Below are 16,344 nucleotides of genomic sequence, written 5' to 3'. Positions count from 1 at the left end.
CCGCCGCCCGCTGAAACTGTGCCCGCCCTTGCCGAGGAAACCCACCGCTTCCCCTGCGAACAATGCGGTGCCGATTACACCTATGACCCCGCCTCCGGCACGCTGACCTGCGGCCATTGCGGCCACACCGAAAGCATCCGCAGCGGACCCTGGAAAGGCACCGCCCTGCAGGAGCTGGATTTCCGCGCGGCAGTGGCTGAGCAGCTGCCGGAGGCGGAGATTGAGGTCACCCGCGTCTCCACCTGCCCGAACTGCGCCGCGCAGGTGGAATTCGACCCGGACACCCACGCCAAGGAATGCCCGTTCTGCGCAACGCCGGTGGTGACCGGCACCGGTGAGAACCGGCACATCAAGCCCAAGGGCGTGCTGCCCTTCGCCGTGGAGGAACGCGCCGCGCACAAGGCAATGACGGATTGGCTGGGCGGCCTGTGGTTCGCCCCGAACGGCCTCAGGGAATACGCCCGCAAAGGGCGGCGGATGCAGGGCATCTATGTGCCCTATTGGACCTATGACGCCCAGACCCGCAGCAGCTACACCGGCCAGCGCGGCACCGTCTATTACGTGACCGAAACCTTCCAGCAGGACGGCAAGACGCGGACCCGGCAGGTGGCCAAGGTGCGCTGGAGGCCCGTGTCGGGCCGGGTGCAGCGGTTCTTTGACGATGTCCTGGTGCTGGCCTCCAAAAGCCTGCCCAAGAAATACACAGAGGCGCTGGAACCCTGGGACCTGGCGCAGCTGGAGCCCTACCAGCCGCAGTATCTGGCTGGCTTCCGCGCCGAAGCCTACACGGTGGATCTGGAAGCGGGCTTCGCCGAGGCCGGGCAGAAGATGGACCGGGTGATCGAGCGCGACGTGCGCTTTGACATCGGCGGCGACCGCCAGCGGATCGCCCATATCGACACCAAAGTGTCAGAGGTAACCTTCAAGCACATCCTGCTGCCGGTGTGGCTCGCCGCCTACAAATACCGCGGCAAGACCTATCGTTTTGTGGTCAACGGCCAGTCCGGCCGCGTCCAGGGCGAGCGGCCCTACTCGGCCTGGAAAATTGCCTTTGCCGTGCTGCTGGCGCTGCTGATCGGCGCGGGCATCGCCCTGCTGGCCAGCCAGCAGTAGCGTAGCGCCTGTGACAATGCGGAAGGGGGCGCAGCCGCCCCCTTCCTGAACCGGCCGGTTCCTTTCCCCGGATTCTGAGCCGGAACCTATTGGCCGGCCTCCCTGTCAGCCCTTGCTGATTTCGATCCTGCGGGCGGTCTCCGGCTGCTCCAGCGCCCGTTTCGGCACCGAAATGTGCAGCACACCGTCCTCCATCCGGGCCGAGGCCGCCTGCCCGTCCGCATCCTCCGGCAGGCGGAAGGAGCGGCGGAAGGCACCATACTGGCGTTCGCTGAAATACCAGGTGTCGCCCGTCTTCTCGGACTGCGTCTTCTTCTCGCCGCGGATCGTCAGCACGCCGTTGTCCACGGTCAGCTCCACGTCCTCCAGCGCGACGCCCGGAAGCTCCATGGCGATGTCGTAAGCCTCTTTGCCCGAGGAGGCCTCGGTTGCCGGGGTAAGCCAGTCGGCAAGACGCGCGCCGAAACTGCGGAAAGGATCATAAAGCGACGGCCAAAAGCCGCCATGTTCGGTTTTTTCTACCATAATTCAGCCTCCTTTCTTGTTGCGTCCCATTGTACCTCCCGGCCGCCGGCACTGCCTTGATCCGGCGCAAGAGCCGGGCCAGCGGCGGAAAATTTCTGCCGCCTGTCTCGCCCCCGTGCGGCAAACGGGCTAAAGCTGTTGCGCCCCGGCCGGCAGCTGGCCGGACAGCCGGGACATTTCAACGAACGGGAGCAGACATGCGGGCACTTATTCAACGGGTCAGCGAGGCCTCGGTCACGGTTGACGGCGCGGTGATCGGCGAAATCGGCCCCGGCCTGCTGGTGCTGGTCTGCGCCATGGCAGGCGACAGCGAGACGCAGGCAGAGCAGCTGGCGGCCAAGATTTCCAAGATCCGGATTTTCAAGGACGAGGGCGGCAAGATGAACCGTTCTGTCCTGGATACCGGCGGCAGCGTGCTGGTGGTCAGCCAGTTCACCCTGGCGGCCGACACAAGGCGCGGCAACCGGCCCGGCTTCTCTACTGCTGCAGTCCCTGCGGAGGGCGAGCGGCTCTACGAGTACTTTGCTGAGCAGCTGGCTGCGCTGGGTTTGAAAACTGCAAAAGGACGCTTTGGCGCCGACATGAAAGTGCGGCTGCTGAACGACGGCCCGGTGACCATCTGGATGGACACGGAGCAGGCCTGAACCGCCCATTTAAGGGGGACCGGCGCCGCTGCCGCAAATGAACTGCGCCCCCGGCGCCTGCCGGCCGTGCCGGGCATTTCCCTTTGCGCCACAGAGGGCGTTTTCGGGCAAGAAAGCACCGATTCTGCCCTATGGCGGGCCGGTCAGCCTGGCGGACCGGCCAGATTCATAAAAAAACCGTCAGCCCTCCGCATCAATATTTCCTGTCGCATTTCAAAAGTTTTTTTGTTTTACAGGGGTCCCCAACCGCAAAAACGGCACCTCATTTGAAAAAGGCGACACCCGCAGTTTGGACTGCACAGGCCCGCACAGGAGGCTTCCCCCGCGTTTCGCTAATAACGCTTGCGAGTTAGCGGTAAATACGCAAATCTTAAATCGCCAATCAAAAAAACAGGTGCCTCAGCACCGCAACCAATCGGGAGAACTCAATGAACCGACATATGCAGTATCTGGCCACCCAGGCCGCGGCAGGAAAACTGTCGCGCCGTGACTTCCTGGGCAAGGCCGCCGCACTGGGCTTTACCGCAGTGTCCGCCAACCTGCTGCTGTCCACCGCTGCCAAGGCGGCCGGCCCGCAGAAGGGCGGCACCATCCGCCTCGGCCTGCAGGGCGGCTCCACCACCGACAGCCTGGACCCGGCGCTGGTCACCAACACCGTTGGCCTGATGGTCACCCGCCTGTGGGGTGAAACCCTGGTCGAACTGGCCGACGACGGCGGCATCGAGGGCAAACTGGCCGAAAGCTATGAAGCCTCTGCCGACGCCAAGACCTGGACCTTCAAGCTGCGCTCCGGCGTGACCTACTCGAACGGCCAAAGCGTCACCGCGGATGACGTGGTCAAGACCATGGAACGCCACAGCGGCGAGGACACCAAGTCCGGCGCCCTGGGCATCATGCGCGGCATCAAGGACGTGCGCGCGGACGGCGACAGCGTTGTCTTCGAACTGGACAGCCCGAACGCCGACCTGCCCTACCTGCTGGCCGACTACCACCTGATCATCCAGCCGAACGGCGGCAATGACGATCCGGCGGCGCCCATCGGCACCGGCCCCTACATCATCAAGTCCGCCGACATGGGCGTGCGCTTCGTGGCCGAGAAGAACCCGAACTACTGGGGCGATCTGGGCAACGCGGACACCGTAGAAATCATCGTCATCAATGACGACACCGCCCGCGTCGCAGCGCTGCAGTCCGGCCAGGTGGACGTGATCGACCGGGTGCCGCCGCGCACCGCGAAACTGGTGGACCGCGCGCCGAACATCACCGTGCACTCGACCTCCGCGGCCGGCCACTATGTGTTCATCATGCACTGCAACACCGCACCGTTCGACAACAACGACGTGCGCATGGCGCTGAAATACGGCATCAACCGCCAGGAAATGGTCGACAAGATCCTGAACGGTTACGGCACCGTGGGCAATGACACCCCGATCAACGCCTCCTATCCGATGTACACCGAACTGGAACAGCGCCAGTTCGACCCGGACAAGGCGATGCACCACCTGAAGAAGGCAGGCCACGAAGGCTCGATCCTGCTGCGCACATCGGACAACTCCTTCCCGGGCGCGCCCGATGCTTCCGCCCTGTTCCAGCAGTCGCTGTCCAGTGCCGGCATCCAGCTGGACGTCAAGCGCGAGCCGAACGACGGCTACTGGTCGGAAGTCTGGAACGCCAAGCCGTTCTGCACCAGCTACTGGGGCGGCCGTCCGACCCAGGACCAGATGTTCACCACCGCCTACCTGTCCACCGCGGACTGGAACGACACCCGCTTCAACAACGAGCAGTTCGACCAGATGCTGGTGGCCGCGCGCGGCGAGCTGGACGTTGCCAAGCGGACGCAGATGTATGCCGACATGTCGACCATCCTGCGCGACGAAGGCGGCCTGATCTGCCCGATGTTCAACGACTTCGTCGAAGCGACCACCGACAAGGTCGACGGCTTTGTCGAAGGCATCCCGGGCCAGGTTCTGATGAACGGCTACGCGGCCAGCAAGCTGTGGGTCAAAGCCTAATATGTCTCCGATCGTAAAACTCCTGGCTCAGCGCATTGCGCTGAGCCTCCTTCTTTTGTTGCTCATCTCAATCGTGATCTTCGCCGGCACCATCGTTCTGCCCGGCGATGTTGCCCAATCGATTCTGGGGCAATCGGCAACGCCGGAGGCACTGGCCAACCTGCGGGCTGAGCTGGGCGTGAACGATCCTCCTGTACAACGCTATTTTGCCTGGCTCTTCGGCGCCATGCAGGGCGATCTTGGCACCGCGCTGACCAGCGGCCAGGATATTGCCCAGGCTCTGAGCAGCCGTTTCTGGAATACCCTGTTCCTCGCCTTCTGGGCTGCCGTGGTTGCGGTTCCGCTGGCAATCTTCCTGGGCCTGCTGGCCGTCCGGTTCAAGGACCGCTGGCCCGACAAGACGATCTCGGCCGTTACCCTGGCCTCGATCTCGATCCCCGAGTTCCTGATCGGCTATGTGCTGATGTACTTCATCGCCGTGCAGCTGCGCTGGTTCCCCTCGGTGGCCATGGTCAACGACAACATGAGCCTGTTCGAGAAGCTGAACGCCATTGCGCTGCCGATCGCCGTGCTGACGCTGGTTGTTTTGGCGCACATGATGCGGATGACCCGCGCCGCGATCCTCAACGTGATGCAGTCGGCCTATATCGAAACAGCCGAGCTGAAGGGCCTCAACGCCTTTCAGGTGATCTACCGCCATGCGTTCCCAAATGCGATTGCACCGATCGTCAACGTGGTGATGCTGAACCTCGCCTATCTGGTGGTCGGCGTCGTGGTGATCGAGGTTGTCTTCGTCTACCCCGGCATGGGCCAGTATCTGGTGGACCACGTGTCCAAGCGTGACGTGCCTGTGGTGCAGGCCTGCGGCCTGATCTTTGCCGCCGTCTATATCGGCCTCAACATGATCGCCGATATCGTCGCCATCCTGAGCAACCCGCGCCTGAGGCATCCGAAATGAAGAATATCCCCATTTCCGCACTCATCGGGCTGTTCTTCACCGCCCTCTACTTCCTTGGTGCCATCTTTGCGCCGCTGCTGGCCCCCTATGGCGTCGGCGAAGTGGTCGGCGATGTGTGGGAGCCCTCCAGCGCAGACTACCTGCTGGGCACCGACAACATCGGCCGCGACCTTCTCAGCCGGATGATCTATGGCGGCCGCACCACCATCTTCATCGCGACGGCTGCAACCGTGCTGTCCTTCACCCTCGGTTCCGTCCTCGGCTTCTTTGCCGCGGTGATGGGCGGTTGGATCGACCAGGCGCTGTCGCGTTTCGTCGATCTGGTAATGTCGATCCCCACCCTGATCTTCGCCCTCGTGGTGCTGTCGGTCGCGCCGGTCACCATTCCGATGCTGATCATTGTGATGGGCCTTCTGGACGCCACCCGCGTCTACCGCCTGGCCCGTGCCGTTGCGGTGGATATCGAGGTGATGGACTACGTCGAGGCCGCCCGCCTGCGCGGCGAGAAAACCGCCTGGATCATCTTCCGCGAGATCCTACCCAACGCACTGTCCCCGCTGATCGCGGAGATGGGCCTGCGCTTCATCTTTGCGGTTCTGTTCGTCTCCACCCTGTCCTTCCTGGGCCTGGGCGTGCAGCCGCCTGAGGCTGACTGGGGCGGCATCGTGAAGGAAAACAAGGAAGGCATCGTCTACGGCATTCCTGCGGCTCTGATCCCGGCCTTTGCCATCGCCACCCTGGCGATCTCGGTCAACCTGGTGGCTGACTGGGTGCTGAACCGGACCACATCGCTGAAAGGAGGCCGCGGATGAGCGATACCCTGTTGAAAGTCCGCGACCTGAAAATCGGCGCGACCATCTACCCGCCCGGGGAACGCCCCCGCGACATCGAGATCGTGCACGGGGTCAGCTTTGACCTCGCGCCCGGCAAGGTCCTGGGCCTGATCGGCGAATCCGGTGCCGGCAAATCGACCATCGGGCTCGCGTCCATGGCCTACGGCCGCGGCGGCGTGAAGATCACCGGCGGCGAGGTCTGGGTCAACGGCCGCGACATCCTCAAGGGCAGCCACAAGGACATCCGCAAACTGCGCGGCGCCGAGGTGACCTATGTGTCGCAATCGGCGGCGGCCTCCTTCAACCCGGCCAAGAAGATCATGGACCAGGTGGTCGAGGCGGCGGTGGAGCAGAAGAAGTTCTCCCGCAAGGAAGCCGAGGCCCGCGCCCGCACCCTGTTTGCCAAACTGGGCCTGCCGGATCCGGACAACATCGGCGAGCGCTACCCGCACCAGGTGTCGGGCGGCCAGCTGCAGCGCTGCATGACCGCGCTGGCGCTGTGCCCGGAGCCGGATCTGGTGGTGTTCGACGAGCCGACAACCGCGCTCGACGTGACCACCCAGATCGACGTGCTGATGGCGATCAAGGAAGCGATCCGCGACACCGGCGTTGCCGCGCTCTACATCACCCACGACCTGGCGGTGGTGGCGCAGGTGAGCGACGACATCATGGTGCTGAAGATGGGCAACACGGTCGAATACGGCCATGTCGACCAGATCATCAACAACCCGCAGGAGGAGTACACCAAGGCGCTGGTCTCGGTCCGCTCCATCGAGCATGAGGAGAAGGCCCCGACCGAGGAGCCGGTGCTGAGCGTGCGCAACATCACCGCGCGCTACAAAGGCACCCAGTTCGACGTGCTGCACAATGTGAACGTCGACCTGTACCCCGGCCAGACGCTGGCGGTTGTGGGTGAATCCGGCTCCGGCAAATCCACCCTCGCCCGCGTGATCACAGGCCTGTTGCCGCCGCGCGAAGGCGAGATCGAATTTGCCGGCCGCACCCTCTCACCCGACCTCAAGGGGCGCAGCCGCGAGGACCTGCGCGAGCTGCAGATGATCTACCAGATGGCTGACGTGGCGATGAACCCGCGCCAGACTGTCGGCACCATCATCGGCCGCCCGCTGGAGTTCTACTTCGGCATGCGCGGCGCGGAGAAGAAGAAGCGGATCATCGAACTGCTGGACGAGATCGAGCTGGGCGAAAAGTTCATGGACCGCTATCCGGCGGAACTGTCCGGCGGCCAGAAGCAGCGTGTCTGCATCGCCCGCTCGCTGGCGGCCAAGCCCAAGATGATCATCTGCGACGAGGTCACCTCGGCACTTGACCCGCTGGTGGCGGACGGCATCCTGAAACTGCTCTTGGATCTGCAGAAGATCGAGGACGTGGCCTATCTGTTCATCACCCACGATCTGGCGACGGTGCGCGCCATCTCCGACAACATCGCGGTGATGTATCAGGGCAAGGTGCAGCGCTACGGCGGCAAGTCCAAGGTGCTGAGCCCGCCGTTTGATGACTACACCGATCTGCTGCTCAGCTCGGTGCCGGAAATGAAGCTCGGCTGGCTGGAAGAAGTGATTGCCCACCGCAAGATGGAAAGCGCCGGCAACTGATTCCACCACTGGATGCAAAGCCCCCGCTGATTGCCAGCGGGGGCTTTTTCTTTTTAAATTTACACGATTTTGTGATATTTTATTAGGACTAGGGAGAATGCAGCGGCTCCAGCTGCAAACAATAGAAAAAACACTGAGCGCGGCTGATCTTTGAGGCAAGCCAACCCGAATTTACCGGGCAGTTTCGTTTGACTGCAGTAACGGGGAGGAACTGCCATGACAGATTGGGCAATTCATGGATTCGAGATAGCCAATTGCAACTGCGTTCCCGGGTGCCCGTGCCAATTCTCGCAGCTCCCCAACGACGGCACCTGCGAAGCGATGCTGACGTTCCGGATCGATACCGGGCATTACGGCGACACCAAACTGGACGGGCTGCACACCGCGGCAATCTACAAATGGCCCGGCCCGATCCACGAGGGCAACGGCGAGATGCAGATCATCATCGACGAGCGCGCCACGGCAGAGCAAAAATCCGCCCTCGAAGCGATCATGACCGGCCAGGACACCGATGAATTTGCCACAATGTTCTTTGTCTTCAACGCCATGTGCACCACCAAGCACGAGACGCTCAGCGCACCGGTGTCGCTGAGTTTTGATGCGGAAACCGGCATTGGACATGGCAAGGCGGACGGCATTGGAGAAACCAGGGTCGAACCGATTGCGCACATCGTGTCCGGCGCACCGCATTCGGTCCAAATCAAGCTGCCCAATGGGTTTGAATATTCCGAGGCTTCCGTCTGCCGGGGCACGACCCAAACCCCCGGATCTGCGATCAGCCTGGAAAAGAACAGCGGAACCCACGCGCATGTTGCCGAGCTGCACCTGACCGGCAAGGGCGTTGAGCGCGCGGCCTGATCCGCCATGGCAGCTCCGCATCGCATAACAGGAACAGCAGAGCGCCTGGCCCGCAACGACCAGATGGTGGTGCTGGGTGCTGTGGCCTTCATCGTGCTGCTGAGCGGGCTGTACACCGTCTTCGGGGTCGGCATGAACATGACCGCGGTCGAGATGACCCGGATGGCCCGCCCGATCGGCGAGCCGATGGCGATGGGCGCAGGCACGCCCTGGACCGCGGGCTATGCCGTGCTGATCTTCCTGATGTGGTGGGTGATGATGATCGCCATGATGACCCCCAGCGCCGCGCCGGTGCTGCTCCTGTTCAGCGCCATCAAGAAGGCTGGATCCCGACCGGGCGAAGCGCCGCTGCTAAGCCTGCTGTTCCTCAGCGGCTACCTTATGGCCTGGGCATTCTTTTCTGCAATCGCCACCTCTTTGCAGTGGTGGCTGGAAACCATGGGCCTGTCAGATGGCCCTATGATGTCGCTCAGCAGCCGTGCCCTAGGTGGCGCGTTGCTGCTGGCGGCGGGCGCCTATCAGTTTACCCCCTACAAGCACGCCTGCCTCTCCCATTGCCGTATGCCGGTTCATTTTTTGACCGCGCATAACCGCACAGGCTTGGCTGGTGCTGTACTGATGGGCGCCCACCACGGCACATATTGCCTGGGCTGCTGCTGGGCCCTGATGCTGCTGCTGTTCGCCGGCGGCATCATGAATCTCTACTGGATTGCCGGGCTGGCGCTGTTCGTGCTGGCCGAAAAGACCTTTCCCCATCCAAAGCTCTTCACCTCTGCCGCCGGGGCGCTGCTCTGTTTGGCAGGCGCCTATGTGCTCCTCACCGCGTTCTGATACCGCCGCCGTTGCCCGGCAAATCTGCAACGCCCGTCCGAAAATGCCGGTTTGCGGCCGATCCGCCGTTTTTTGAATGGCAATTCAAGAATCCGCCACGAAGATGAGGCACCGAAGCCCCCGCAAGGCAAAAGGATTCGGCAAATGGACAACAAACTCCTGCTCATCATTCTGGACGGCGTGCCCTGGCGCAACTTCCGCCGCCTGTTCGGAAACCTCGAAGGCTGGGTCGACAGCGGCGATGCCCGCGTCTGGAAGCTGCGGGCGGTGCTGCCGTCGATTTCGGCCAGCTGTTATGCCTCGATCCACACCGGCGTCGCGCCCGCCATCCACGGCTGCACCGGCAACGCCAATGTGTTCCGGCTCAAGGAGAAGGACGTGTTCAGCCAGGTCCGCGAGGCAGGCGGCGTCACCGGCGCGGTGGCGCACAGCTACTGGTCGTCCTTCTTCAACCGCCACCCGTTCGATTACGTGCGCGACATCGAATATGACGAGCCGGAAAGCAAGACCATCAACCACGGCCGCTTCCACACCATGACCGGCTACGGCAAGGACAACCAGATGACCCCGTCAGATGTCGACCTGTTCGGCACCCTGACCAACCTCTGCCTGCGCTTCGGCCTCGACTACGGCATGCTGCACACCTGCACCCTGGACAGCATGGGCCACCGCTATTTCCACGACTGCCAGGAGATGGACCACGCCTGTTTCGTGATGGACGAGATGCTGGCCCCCTTCATCACCCGCTGGCGCGATCTGGGATATGAGGTGATCGTCACCGCCGACCACGGCCAGGACGAGCGCGGCCACCACGGCGGCCGCAGCCCGCTGCAGCAGGAAACCGCGCTTTACTACTTCGGCGAGGCGGATGGCCCCGATCATGGCGAGGTGATCGACCAGCGGCAGCTAGCCCCCACCATCCTCAAAAGGCTGGGTGCGCCGATTGCCGGAACCATGAAGGCAGAGCCGTTCCTGAAGTGACCTGACGCGGCGGCTGTGTGCTAGGATAGCCCTCAGCCGCCGTTTTCAGATGTCAGGAATTTGCCATGAAATCCCTTGTTGCCGCATTTTCGCTGCTGGCTGCCCCGTCGCTGGCCAGCGACGCCTGCCATGACCTGTGGTTCACCCGCAACGCGGTGATCGACCGGGCCGGGTACTGCTTCGGCTCTCCCTTGGGGCAATCGGTGTTCGACAACGGGGACTGCACCGGCAAATCCGTGTCTCTGACGCCGCAGGAGGAAGACCTGGTCGCTGAAGTGAAACGGATGGAGGGCCGCATTGGCTGCCGGGTGAACAGCAAGCAGACCCATCTGGACCTCGACGATCTGTTCCTGCGCTATCAGCTATGGGATTTTCCAGTGCGGGATGAGTACGAAAGCACCTGCCTGGGCTGGCTTGGGCCTGTCACGGGGCTGCGCGCCGGTCACCGCCCGGAGGCGCCCCTGGTCGGGCAGATCGGCCCTGGCGACAATGTGAGCTACTCGCATCTCCCGGTGGGCGGCTGGACCTACGTCACCACTTCCGGCCCGGACTGGCAGATCACCAGCGGCGGCTGGCTGGACACCTCGCAATTTCAGGAACAGTGCCAGGATTACGCCGGGTAGCGGGCCCTAGTCGTCATAGGGCCAGACCCCCTGCCCCAGCGCCTCGACCGCAACCGAAATCCGCTCGAAACTGTCCCGCGCCCGGCCCACAGTATGACGCGCGCGCAGGTATCCGTGGATCAGCCCCGGCTCGTTGATCCAATGCGCCTTGCCGCCAGCCTCGACAATCCGGTTCCGGTATTCGCGCGAGTCATCGCGGACCGGATCGCAATCCGCGGTCACCAGAACGGTCGGCGGCAAGCCGGAAAAGTCGCTGTCTGCCAAGGGCGCAAACAGCGGATCATCCTTCGGCGCCTCGCCATCGGTGCGGATATCCATGTAGTAAACCACGTCTTCGCGGGTCAGCATCGGTGCCTGGGCGTGTTCGATGTAGGAGCCCTGGTTCATATCGCCGCCGAAGGCGCCGTAAATCAGCATCTGGCCCAGAATGGACTCGCTGCGGCCGCGCGCATGATGGGCCACCGCAGCACAGAGATTGGCACCGGCGCTGTCGCCCATCAGGACAATGCCCTTGCCGTAACCGGCCTCGACCCAGCCCAGCACCACCCAGGCATCCTCAAAGGCCGCCGGATGCTTGTGTTCCGGCGCCAGCCGGTAATCCACCGCCACCACCCGGTAGCCGGTCTGGGCGCAGATCTCGGCGCAGACATCGTCGTGGCTGTCCAAGCCCCCGACGACAAAACCGCCGCCATGGCAGAACAGCACCGTGCGGGTCGGGTCGCCCGCGGTATAGACCCGCACCGGCACCCCGTTTGCCGACAGCTCCTCAACCGACACCACATCCGGCCGCGGCACCCGGAACTCCCGCGCCATCGCGTTGTAGATCCGGCGCTGCTCTTCGATGCTCATGTCAACGGCGTCATCGGGATAAAGCTCCCCGGTCTTCTGGATGAAGTCCCAGGTCTCCTCGTCGATCAGCCGTTCGTAGTCCATCTGCGAGCCTCCCTGCACGCCGGTTGTCCTGAGAGCCTAGGCACAGTTTCCCGCAAATGGAATGCCTGAAAGAAAAAGCGCCCCGAAGGGCGCCCTTTATCCCACGCTGCCCCCGTCAGGGTCAGGCTGCCGCGGCAGGCTCCCACGGCCGGGTGAAGTTGTTGAGCACGCCGTCGATGTCCGCATCCGTGCTGCCGTTGGCCGCGACCTGCGCCACCAGCCCGCGCTTCTTGTCGTCGATCACGCTGACAACGCGCGCCGCCACCCCGGCCTGTTCCAGCGCGCCATTGTAGACGCGGGTGATGGCCAGCTTGCGCAAATCGGGCTTGAACACCTTGCCCACCGCGGTTTTCGGCAGTTCCTCCAGCACCGTCAGATGCTTGGGGATTGCGGCCCGCTCATGCACATGGACCTTGCAGTACTCCAGCAGCTCCGCGTCGCTGACGCTGGCGCCGTCGACCAGTTCGACAAAGGCGCAGGGCAGCTCGCCGGAATGAGCGTCCGGCTGGCCGATCGCGCCGGCAAAGGCCACCGCGTCATGGCCCAGAAGCGCCTCCTCGATCTCTGCCGGATCAATGTTGTGGCCACCGCGGATAATCAGATCCTTGGCGCGGCCGGTGATCCACAAATAGCCGTCCTCGTCGATCCGGCCCAGATCGCCGGTACGCAGGTATTTCTCCTGATAGTAGAGGTCCACGTTCTTGTCGGCCTCGGTATAGGTGTTGCCGGCATAAACACCCGGGTTCGACACGCAGATCTCCCCCACTTCGTCGCGCGCGCATTCCAGCGCCCCGTTGTTGGTCTGCTTGACGATCCGCACGTCGGTATAGGGGAACGGGATGCCGACCGACCCTACCTTCTTCTCGCCGCCCGGCGGGTTGCAGGAGACCAGGCAGGTGGCCTCAGTCAGGCCGTAGCCCTCGACGATGGCGACGCCGCAGGCGCTCTCAAACCGCTTGAACAGCTCCATCGGCATCGGGGCCGAGCCGGAGAAAGCCGTTTTCACCGTGGAGATATCGGCATTCACCTCCCGCTGCATCAGCGCCGACACGGCGGTGGGCACGGTGATGATAAAGGTGATCTTCCAGCGTTCGATCAGCTTCCAGAAGTTGTCGAACACGCCCTCACCGCGGTAGCCCTGCGGCGTCGGGAACACCACATGCGCGCCGGAGGCGATGGCGGCCATCATGATCACATGCACCGCAAAGACATGGAATAGCGGCAGCGGGCACATGATGTTGTCTTCTTCGGTGAACAAGAGCGTGCTGCCCAGCCAGCCGTTGTAGACCAGCCCCGAATACTTGTGCTGCGCCACCTTGGGCATGCCGGTGGTGCCGCCGGTGTGGAAATAGCAGGCCACCCGGTCGCCCGCACTGTCGGCAAAATTCAGCGTCTTGGGCTGTTTCGCCATCTCCTTGGAGAAGCTCAGGTAATCCGCATGGCTGGGCCGGGTGTCCATCTTGGGGCGGATCAGCGGCACGATCCAGGATTTCGGCGGCGTCAGATAGCGGTTCAGATCCACCTCCAGCACCGTGTTCACGCCCGGCGCATGGCGCACCGCCTCCGCCACCTTCTGCGCCACGTCCGTTTTCGGGAAGGGCCGCAGGGTCACCACCACCTTGGCCTTGGTCTCCCGCAGGATGGAGGCGATCTGCTCCGGCTCCAAAAGCGGGTTGATCGGGTTCACGATCCCCGCCACCGCGCCGCCCAGCATGGTCACCAGCGTCTCATTGCAGTTGGGCAGCACATAGGCCACCACGTCCTTTTCACCGATCCCCAGGGCGCGGAACATGTTGGCCGCCTGGCTCACCTGCTCTTTCAGCGTGCTCCAGGTCAGGGTCTCGGCCTTGTCCTGCGGCCCGGAGAAAATCTGATAGCTGACCGCCTTGCTGTTCGGGTATTTGTCCGCGGTGCGCGACAGCAGCCTGTACAAAGTGGCCGGCAGGTCCCGCGCCTCATACGGCATTTCATTCTGCAGCGCGTCGCGGTCCGCGATTCCGGAAAAACCCATAAATCTCCTCCCCGTTCCTCCGGTGCACAGCCGGTGTACGGGCGGTGCACGGAGTGTGTCTCTGTTTTTCGCCCAGATTATTGCAATCGCCTGATTGCGCAAGCGCCGCGGCAGGGTCACGCCAAGGCAGCTTGGGGCGTGACGTGGCGCCAATTCGCGGCTCTTGGGCGATTTCATCGAAAAAAACGCCCCGGACAAGATCCGGGGCGCCTGATGTTTCACGCTTGCATGCGCTTATTCCGCTGCCAGCCCTTCGGTGAATTGCAGCTTGGCCAGGCGTGCATATAGCCCGCCCTGCGCCACCAGCTCATCATGGGTGCCGGTGGCGACGATCCGCCCCTGGTCCATCACCACGATGCGGTCGGCCTTTTTGACGGTGGCCAGCCGGTGCGCCACGATCAGCGTGGTGCGGCCCTGGCTCAGCTCATCCACAGCGGCCTGCACCAGGCGTTCGCTCTCGGCATCCAGCGCCGAGGTCGCCTCGTCCAGCAGCAGCACCGGCGCGTCGCGCAGGATGGCGCGGGCAATGGCAATCCGCTGCTTCTGCCCGCCCGACAGCATCACGCCGCGTTCGCCGACAAAGCTGTCATAGCCTTCCGGCAGTTTCGAGATGAAGTCATGCGCCGCGGCGGCCGCAGCAGCCGCCTCGACCTCGGCATCCGTGGCCTCGGGGCGGCCGAACCGGATGTTTTCAAGCGCGGAGGCGGCAAAAATCACCGGATCCTGCGGCACCAGCGCGATATGGCGGCGGAACTCATCCCGCTGCAGCTGGGTCAGCGCCACGCCGTCCAGCTTCACCGCGCCCTGGTTGGGGTCATAGAACCGCTGCAGCATCTGGATGATAGTGGTCTTGCCCGCGCCGGACGGCCCGACAAAGGCCACTGTTTCACCCGGCTTCACCGTCAGCGACACCTCCTCCAGCGCCGAAACATCCGGGCGCGAGGGGTAGCGGAAAGAGACATTATCAAAGTCGATCTCACCCTTGACCGGCGCGGGCAGCACCTGCGCCGCAACCGGGTCCAGCACGGTATCCTCGGCGTTCAGCAGCTCCACCAACCGTTCGGTTGCCCCGGCAGCGCGCTGCAGCTCGCTCCAGATCTCCGACAGCGCCGCGACCGAGCCCGCCACCAGCACCGCATAGATCACGAACTGGATCAGCGTGCCTTCGGTCATAACGCCCGCGCGCACATCATTGGCGCCCATCCACAAGACGCCGACGATGCCGGAAAACACCAGGAAAATCACGATCACCGTCAGATAGGCGCGGGTCTGAATGCGGCGGCTGGAAACGTCATAGGAAGTTTCCGTCAGCTCGGAAAACTTCGAGCGGCTGGCAGTCTCATGAGTGAAGGCCTGCACCGTCTGCACCGCCCCCAGCGCCTCGCCCGCGTTGCCGGAGGAGGCTGCGATCCAGTCCTGGTTCTCCTTGCTGATCGCGCGCAGGCGGCGGCCCAGCACCAGGATCGGCACGATCACCGCCGGCACAATCAGCAGCACCATCATCGTGAGCTTCGCCGAGGTCAGCAGCATCAGCACCATGCCGCCCAAGAAGATCAGCAGGTTGCGCAGCGCGATCGACACCGACGATCCCAGCACCGACTGGATCAGCGTGGTGTCGGTGGTGATCCGGCTCAGCACTTCACCGGTCATGATGCGCTCATAGAACTCCGGGCTCATGCCGATCACCCGGTCGAACACCGCCTTGCGGATATCGGCTACCACCCGTTCACCCAGCCGGGTCACCAGCGCATAGCGCACGCCGGTGCCCACGGCCAGCAATGCGGCAATCACCAGCGCACCGCTGAAATAGAGGTTCAGCAGCTCGGAATCGGAGACCCGGAAATTGTCCACCACCCGGCGCACCGCCAGGGGCAGCGTCAGCGACAGCGCCGCCGTCAGCACCAGCGCGCAAGTGGCGGCCAGCATCAGCAGGCGGTAGGGGCGCATGAACGGCCACAGAGCCGACAGCACGCCAATCTTCCGGGATTTCTCCCGCTCTTGCTCCGCATTCGGGGCCGCTTGTCTCCGCGCCATTCCGGATCCTTCTGCACTTTGCTCTCACGGGCCTCGAAGCCCGCATAATTGCCAAGGTTCATGGCCCCGCAGGCCGGGCGCGTCAAGCGCTGAGCAGTTTCAAAAAGCACATGAAAACAGTTGCGCACTGCGTCACAGAGTATCAATCCGGCATGCTGGGAAGGTCTGGAGCGGGTAGCGGGAATCGAACCCGCACCTTAAGCTTGGAAGGCTCTTATGATACCATTTCACCATACCCGCTCAGGACATTTGCTGATTTAGGTGAAGCGCCGGGGAAGGTCAACCACCTTGTTTTCGTTTGCCTTTGCGGCGGCGGAAAATTCAACGCCCCCCTTGCGAAAGCCCTGCCAAGCCCCCCAAATAACAGCACAATCC

The 16,344-nt window shown here is 63.3% G+C and carries 14 protein-coding genes and 1 tRNA gene; 10 read left to right on the top strand and 5 right to left on the bottom strand.

Translation table 11 applies throughout. The features are described from left to right. Window positions 1-18: 18 nt before the first annotated feature. Window positions 19-1,113: a TFIIB-type zinc finger domain-containing protein gene (locus AB1A62_RS21590; protein ID WP_366663524.1), complete on the top strand. Its 1,095-nt coding sequence runs from the start codon at window positions 19-21 to the stop codon at window positions 1,111-1,113. Between the two features lie 105 nt (window positions 1,114-1,218). Here AB1A62_RS21590 and AB1A62_RS21585 read toward each other — a convergent pair whose 3' ends face one another. After that, window positions 1,219-1,638, bottom strand: a complete 420-nt coding sequence (locus tag AB1A62_RS21585; protein WP_174146615.1) for an Hsp20/alpha crystallin family protein — start codon at window positions 1,636-1,638, stop codon at window positions 1,219-1,221. 197 nt (window positions 1,639-1,835) lie between these two features. Here AB1A62_RS21585 and dtd point away from each other — a divergent pair, with 197 nt between their 5' ends. The 9 genes from dtd (at window position 1,836) to AB1A62_RS21540 (ending at window position 10,991) form a co-directional block, all read left to right on the top strand. Further along, the gene (dtd, locus tag AB1A62_RS21580; protein ID WP_366663523.1) at window positions 1,836-2,282 is read left to right on the top strand and encodes a D-aminoacyl-tRNA deacylase; all 447 of its coding nucleotides are present in this window, start codon (window positions 1,836-1,838) and stop codon (window positions 2,280-2,282) included. Between the two features lie 428 nt (window positions 2,283-2,710). Beyond that, a complete protein-coding gene (locus tag AB1A62_RS21575; RefSeq protein ID WP_366663522.1) occupies window positions 2,711-4,294 on the top strand; it encodes an ABC transporter substrate-binding protein in 1,584 nt (527 codons plus the stop codon). A gap of 1 nt (window position 4,295) precedes the next feature. Further along, window positions 4,296-5,252 (top strand): ABC transporter permease, encoded by a 957-nt coding sequence (locus AB1A62_RS21570; RefSeq protein ID WP_366663521.1) that lies wholly within the window; start codon window positions 4,296-4,298, stop codon window positions 5,250-5,252. Further along, a complete protein-coding gene (locus AB1A62_RS21565) occupies window positions 5,249-6,064 on the top strand; it encodes an ABC transporter permease (RefSeq protein ID WP_271908593.1) in 816 nt (271 codons plus the stop codon). The genes AB1A62_RS21570 and AB1A62_RS21565 overlap by 4 nt, the downstream gene beginning before the upstream one ends. Continuing rightward, the gene (locus AB1A62_RS21560; protein ID WP_366663520.1) at window positions 6,061-7,698 is read left to right on the top strand and encodes an ABC transporter ATP-binding protein; all 1,638 of its coding nucleotides are present in this window, start codon (window positions 6,061-6,063) and stop codon (window positions 7,696-7,698) included. The genes AB1A62_RS21565 and AB1A62_RS21560 overlap by 4 nt, the downstream gene beginning before the upstream one ends. A 216-nt stretch (window positions 7,699-7,914) precedes the next feature. Beyond that, window positions 7,915-8,556 carry a DUF1326 domain-containing protein gene (locus AB1A62_RS21555; protein ID WP_366663519.1) on the top strand — a complete coding sequence of 214 codons (642 nt, stop codon included), beginning with the start codon at window positions 7,915-7,917 and terminating at the stop codon, window positions 8,554-8,556. Window positions 8,557-8,562: 6 nt separating this feature from the next. After that, window positions 8,563-9,387, top strand: coding sequence for a DUF2182 domain-containing protein (locus tag AB1A62_RS21550; RefSeq protein ID WP_366663518.1), 825 nt, complete (start codon window positions 8,563-8,565; stop codon window positions 9,385-9,387). Between the two features lie 144 nt (window positions 9,388-9,531). Beyond that, window positions 9,532-10,368, top strand: coding sequence for an alkaline phosphatase family protein (locus AB1A62_RS21545; protein WP_366663517.1), 837 nt, complete (start codon window positions 9,532-9,534; stop codon window positions 10,366-10,368). Window positions 10,369-10,433: 65 nt separating this feature from the next. Continuing rightward, complete coding sequence (locus AB1A62_RS21540) at window positions 10,434-10,991, top strand: DUF4453 domain-containing protein (RefSeq protein ID WP_366663516.1); 558 nt, start codon at window positions 10,434-10,436, stop codon at window positions 10,989-10,991. A gap of 6 nt (window positions 10,992-10,997) precedes the next feature. On the opposite strand, the gene AB1A62_RS21535 is transcribed toward AB1A62_RS21540, so the two are convergent. From AB1A62_RS21535 to AB1A62_RS21520, 4 genes are all read right to left on the bottom strand, one after another. Continuing rightward, entirely contained in the window at window positions 10,998-11,924 is a 927-nt protein-coding gene (locus AB1A62_RS21535) for an alpha/beta hydrolase (RefSeq protein ID WP_366663515.1), read from the bottom strand. A gap of 121 nt (window positions 11,925-12,045) precedes the next feature. Continuing rightward, window positions 12,046-13,935, bottom strand: a complete 1,890-nt coding sequence (locus tag AB1A62_RS21530; RefSeq protein ID WP_366663514.1) for an acyl-CoA synthetase — start codon at window positions 13,933-13,935, stop codon at window positions 12,046-12,048. A 234-nt stretch (window positions 13,936-14,169) separates the two neighbouring features. Continuing rightward, the gene (locus tag AB1A62_RS21525; RefSeq protein ID WP_366663513.1) at window positions 14,170-15,969 is read right to left on the bottom strand and encodes an ABC transporter transmembrane domain-containing protein; all 1,800 of its coding nucleotides are present in this window, start codon (window positions 15,967-15,969) and stop codon (window positions 14,170-14,172) included. Window positions 15,970-16,135: 166 nt separating this feature from the next. Then, window positions 16,136-16,209: transfer RNA gene (locus AB1A62_RS21520), tRNA-Gly, on the bottom strand. Window positions 16,210-16,344 lie beyond the last annotated feature (135 nt).

The sequence above is a fragment of the Leisingera sp. JC11 genome, assembly GCF_040704725.1.
Lineage (GTDB): Bacteria > Pseudomonadota > Alphaproteobacteria > Rhodobacterales > Rhodobacteraceae > Leisingera.
This window is presented reverse-complemented; position numbering and strand designations above follow the sequence as displayed.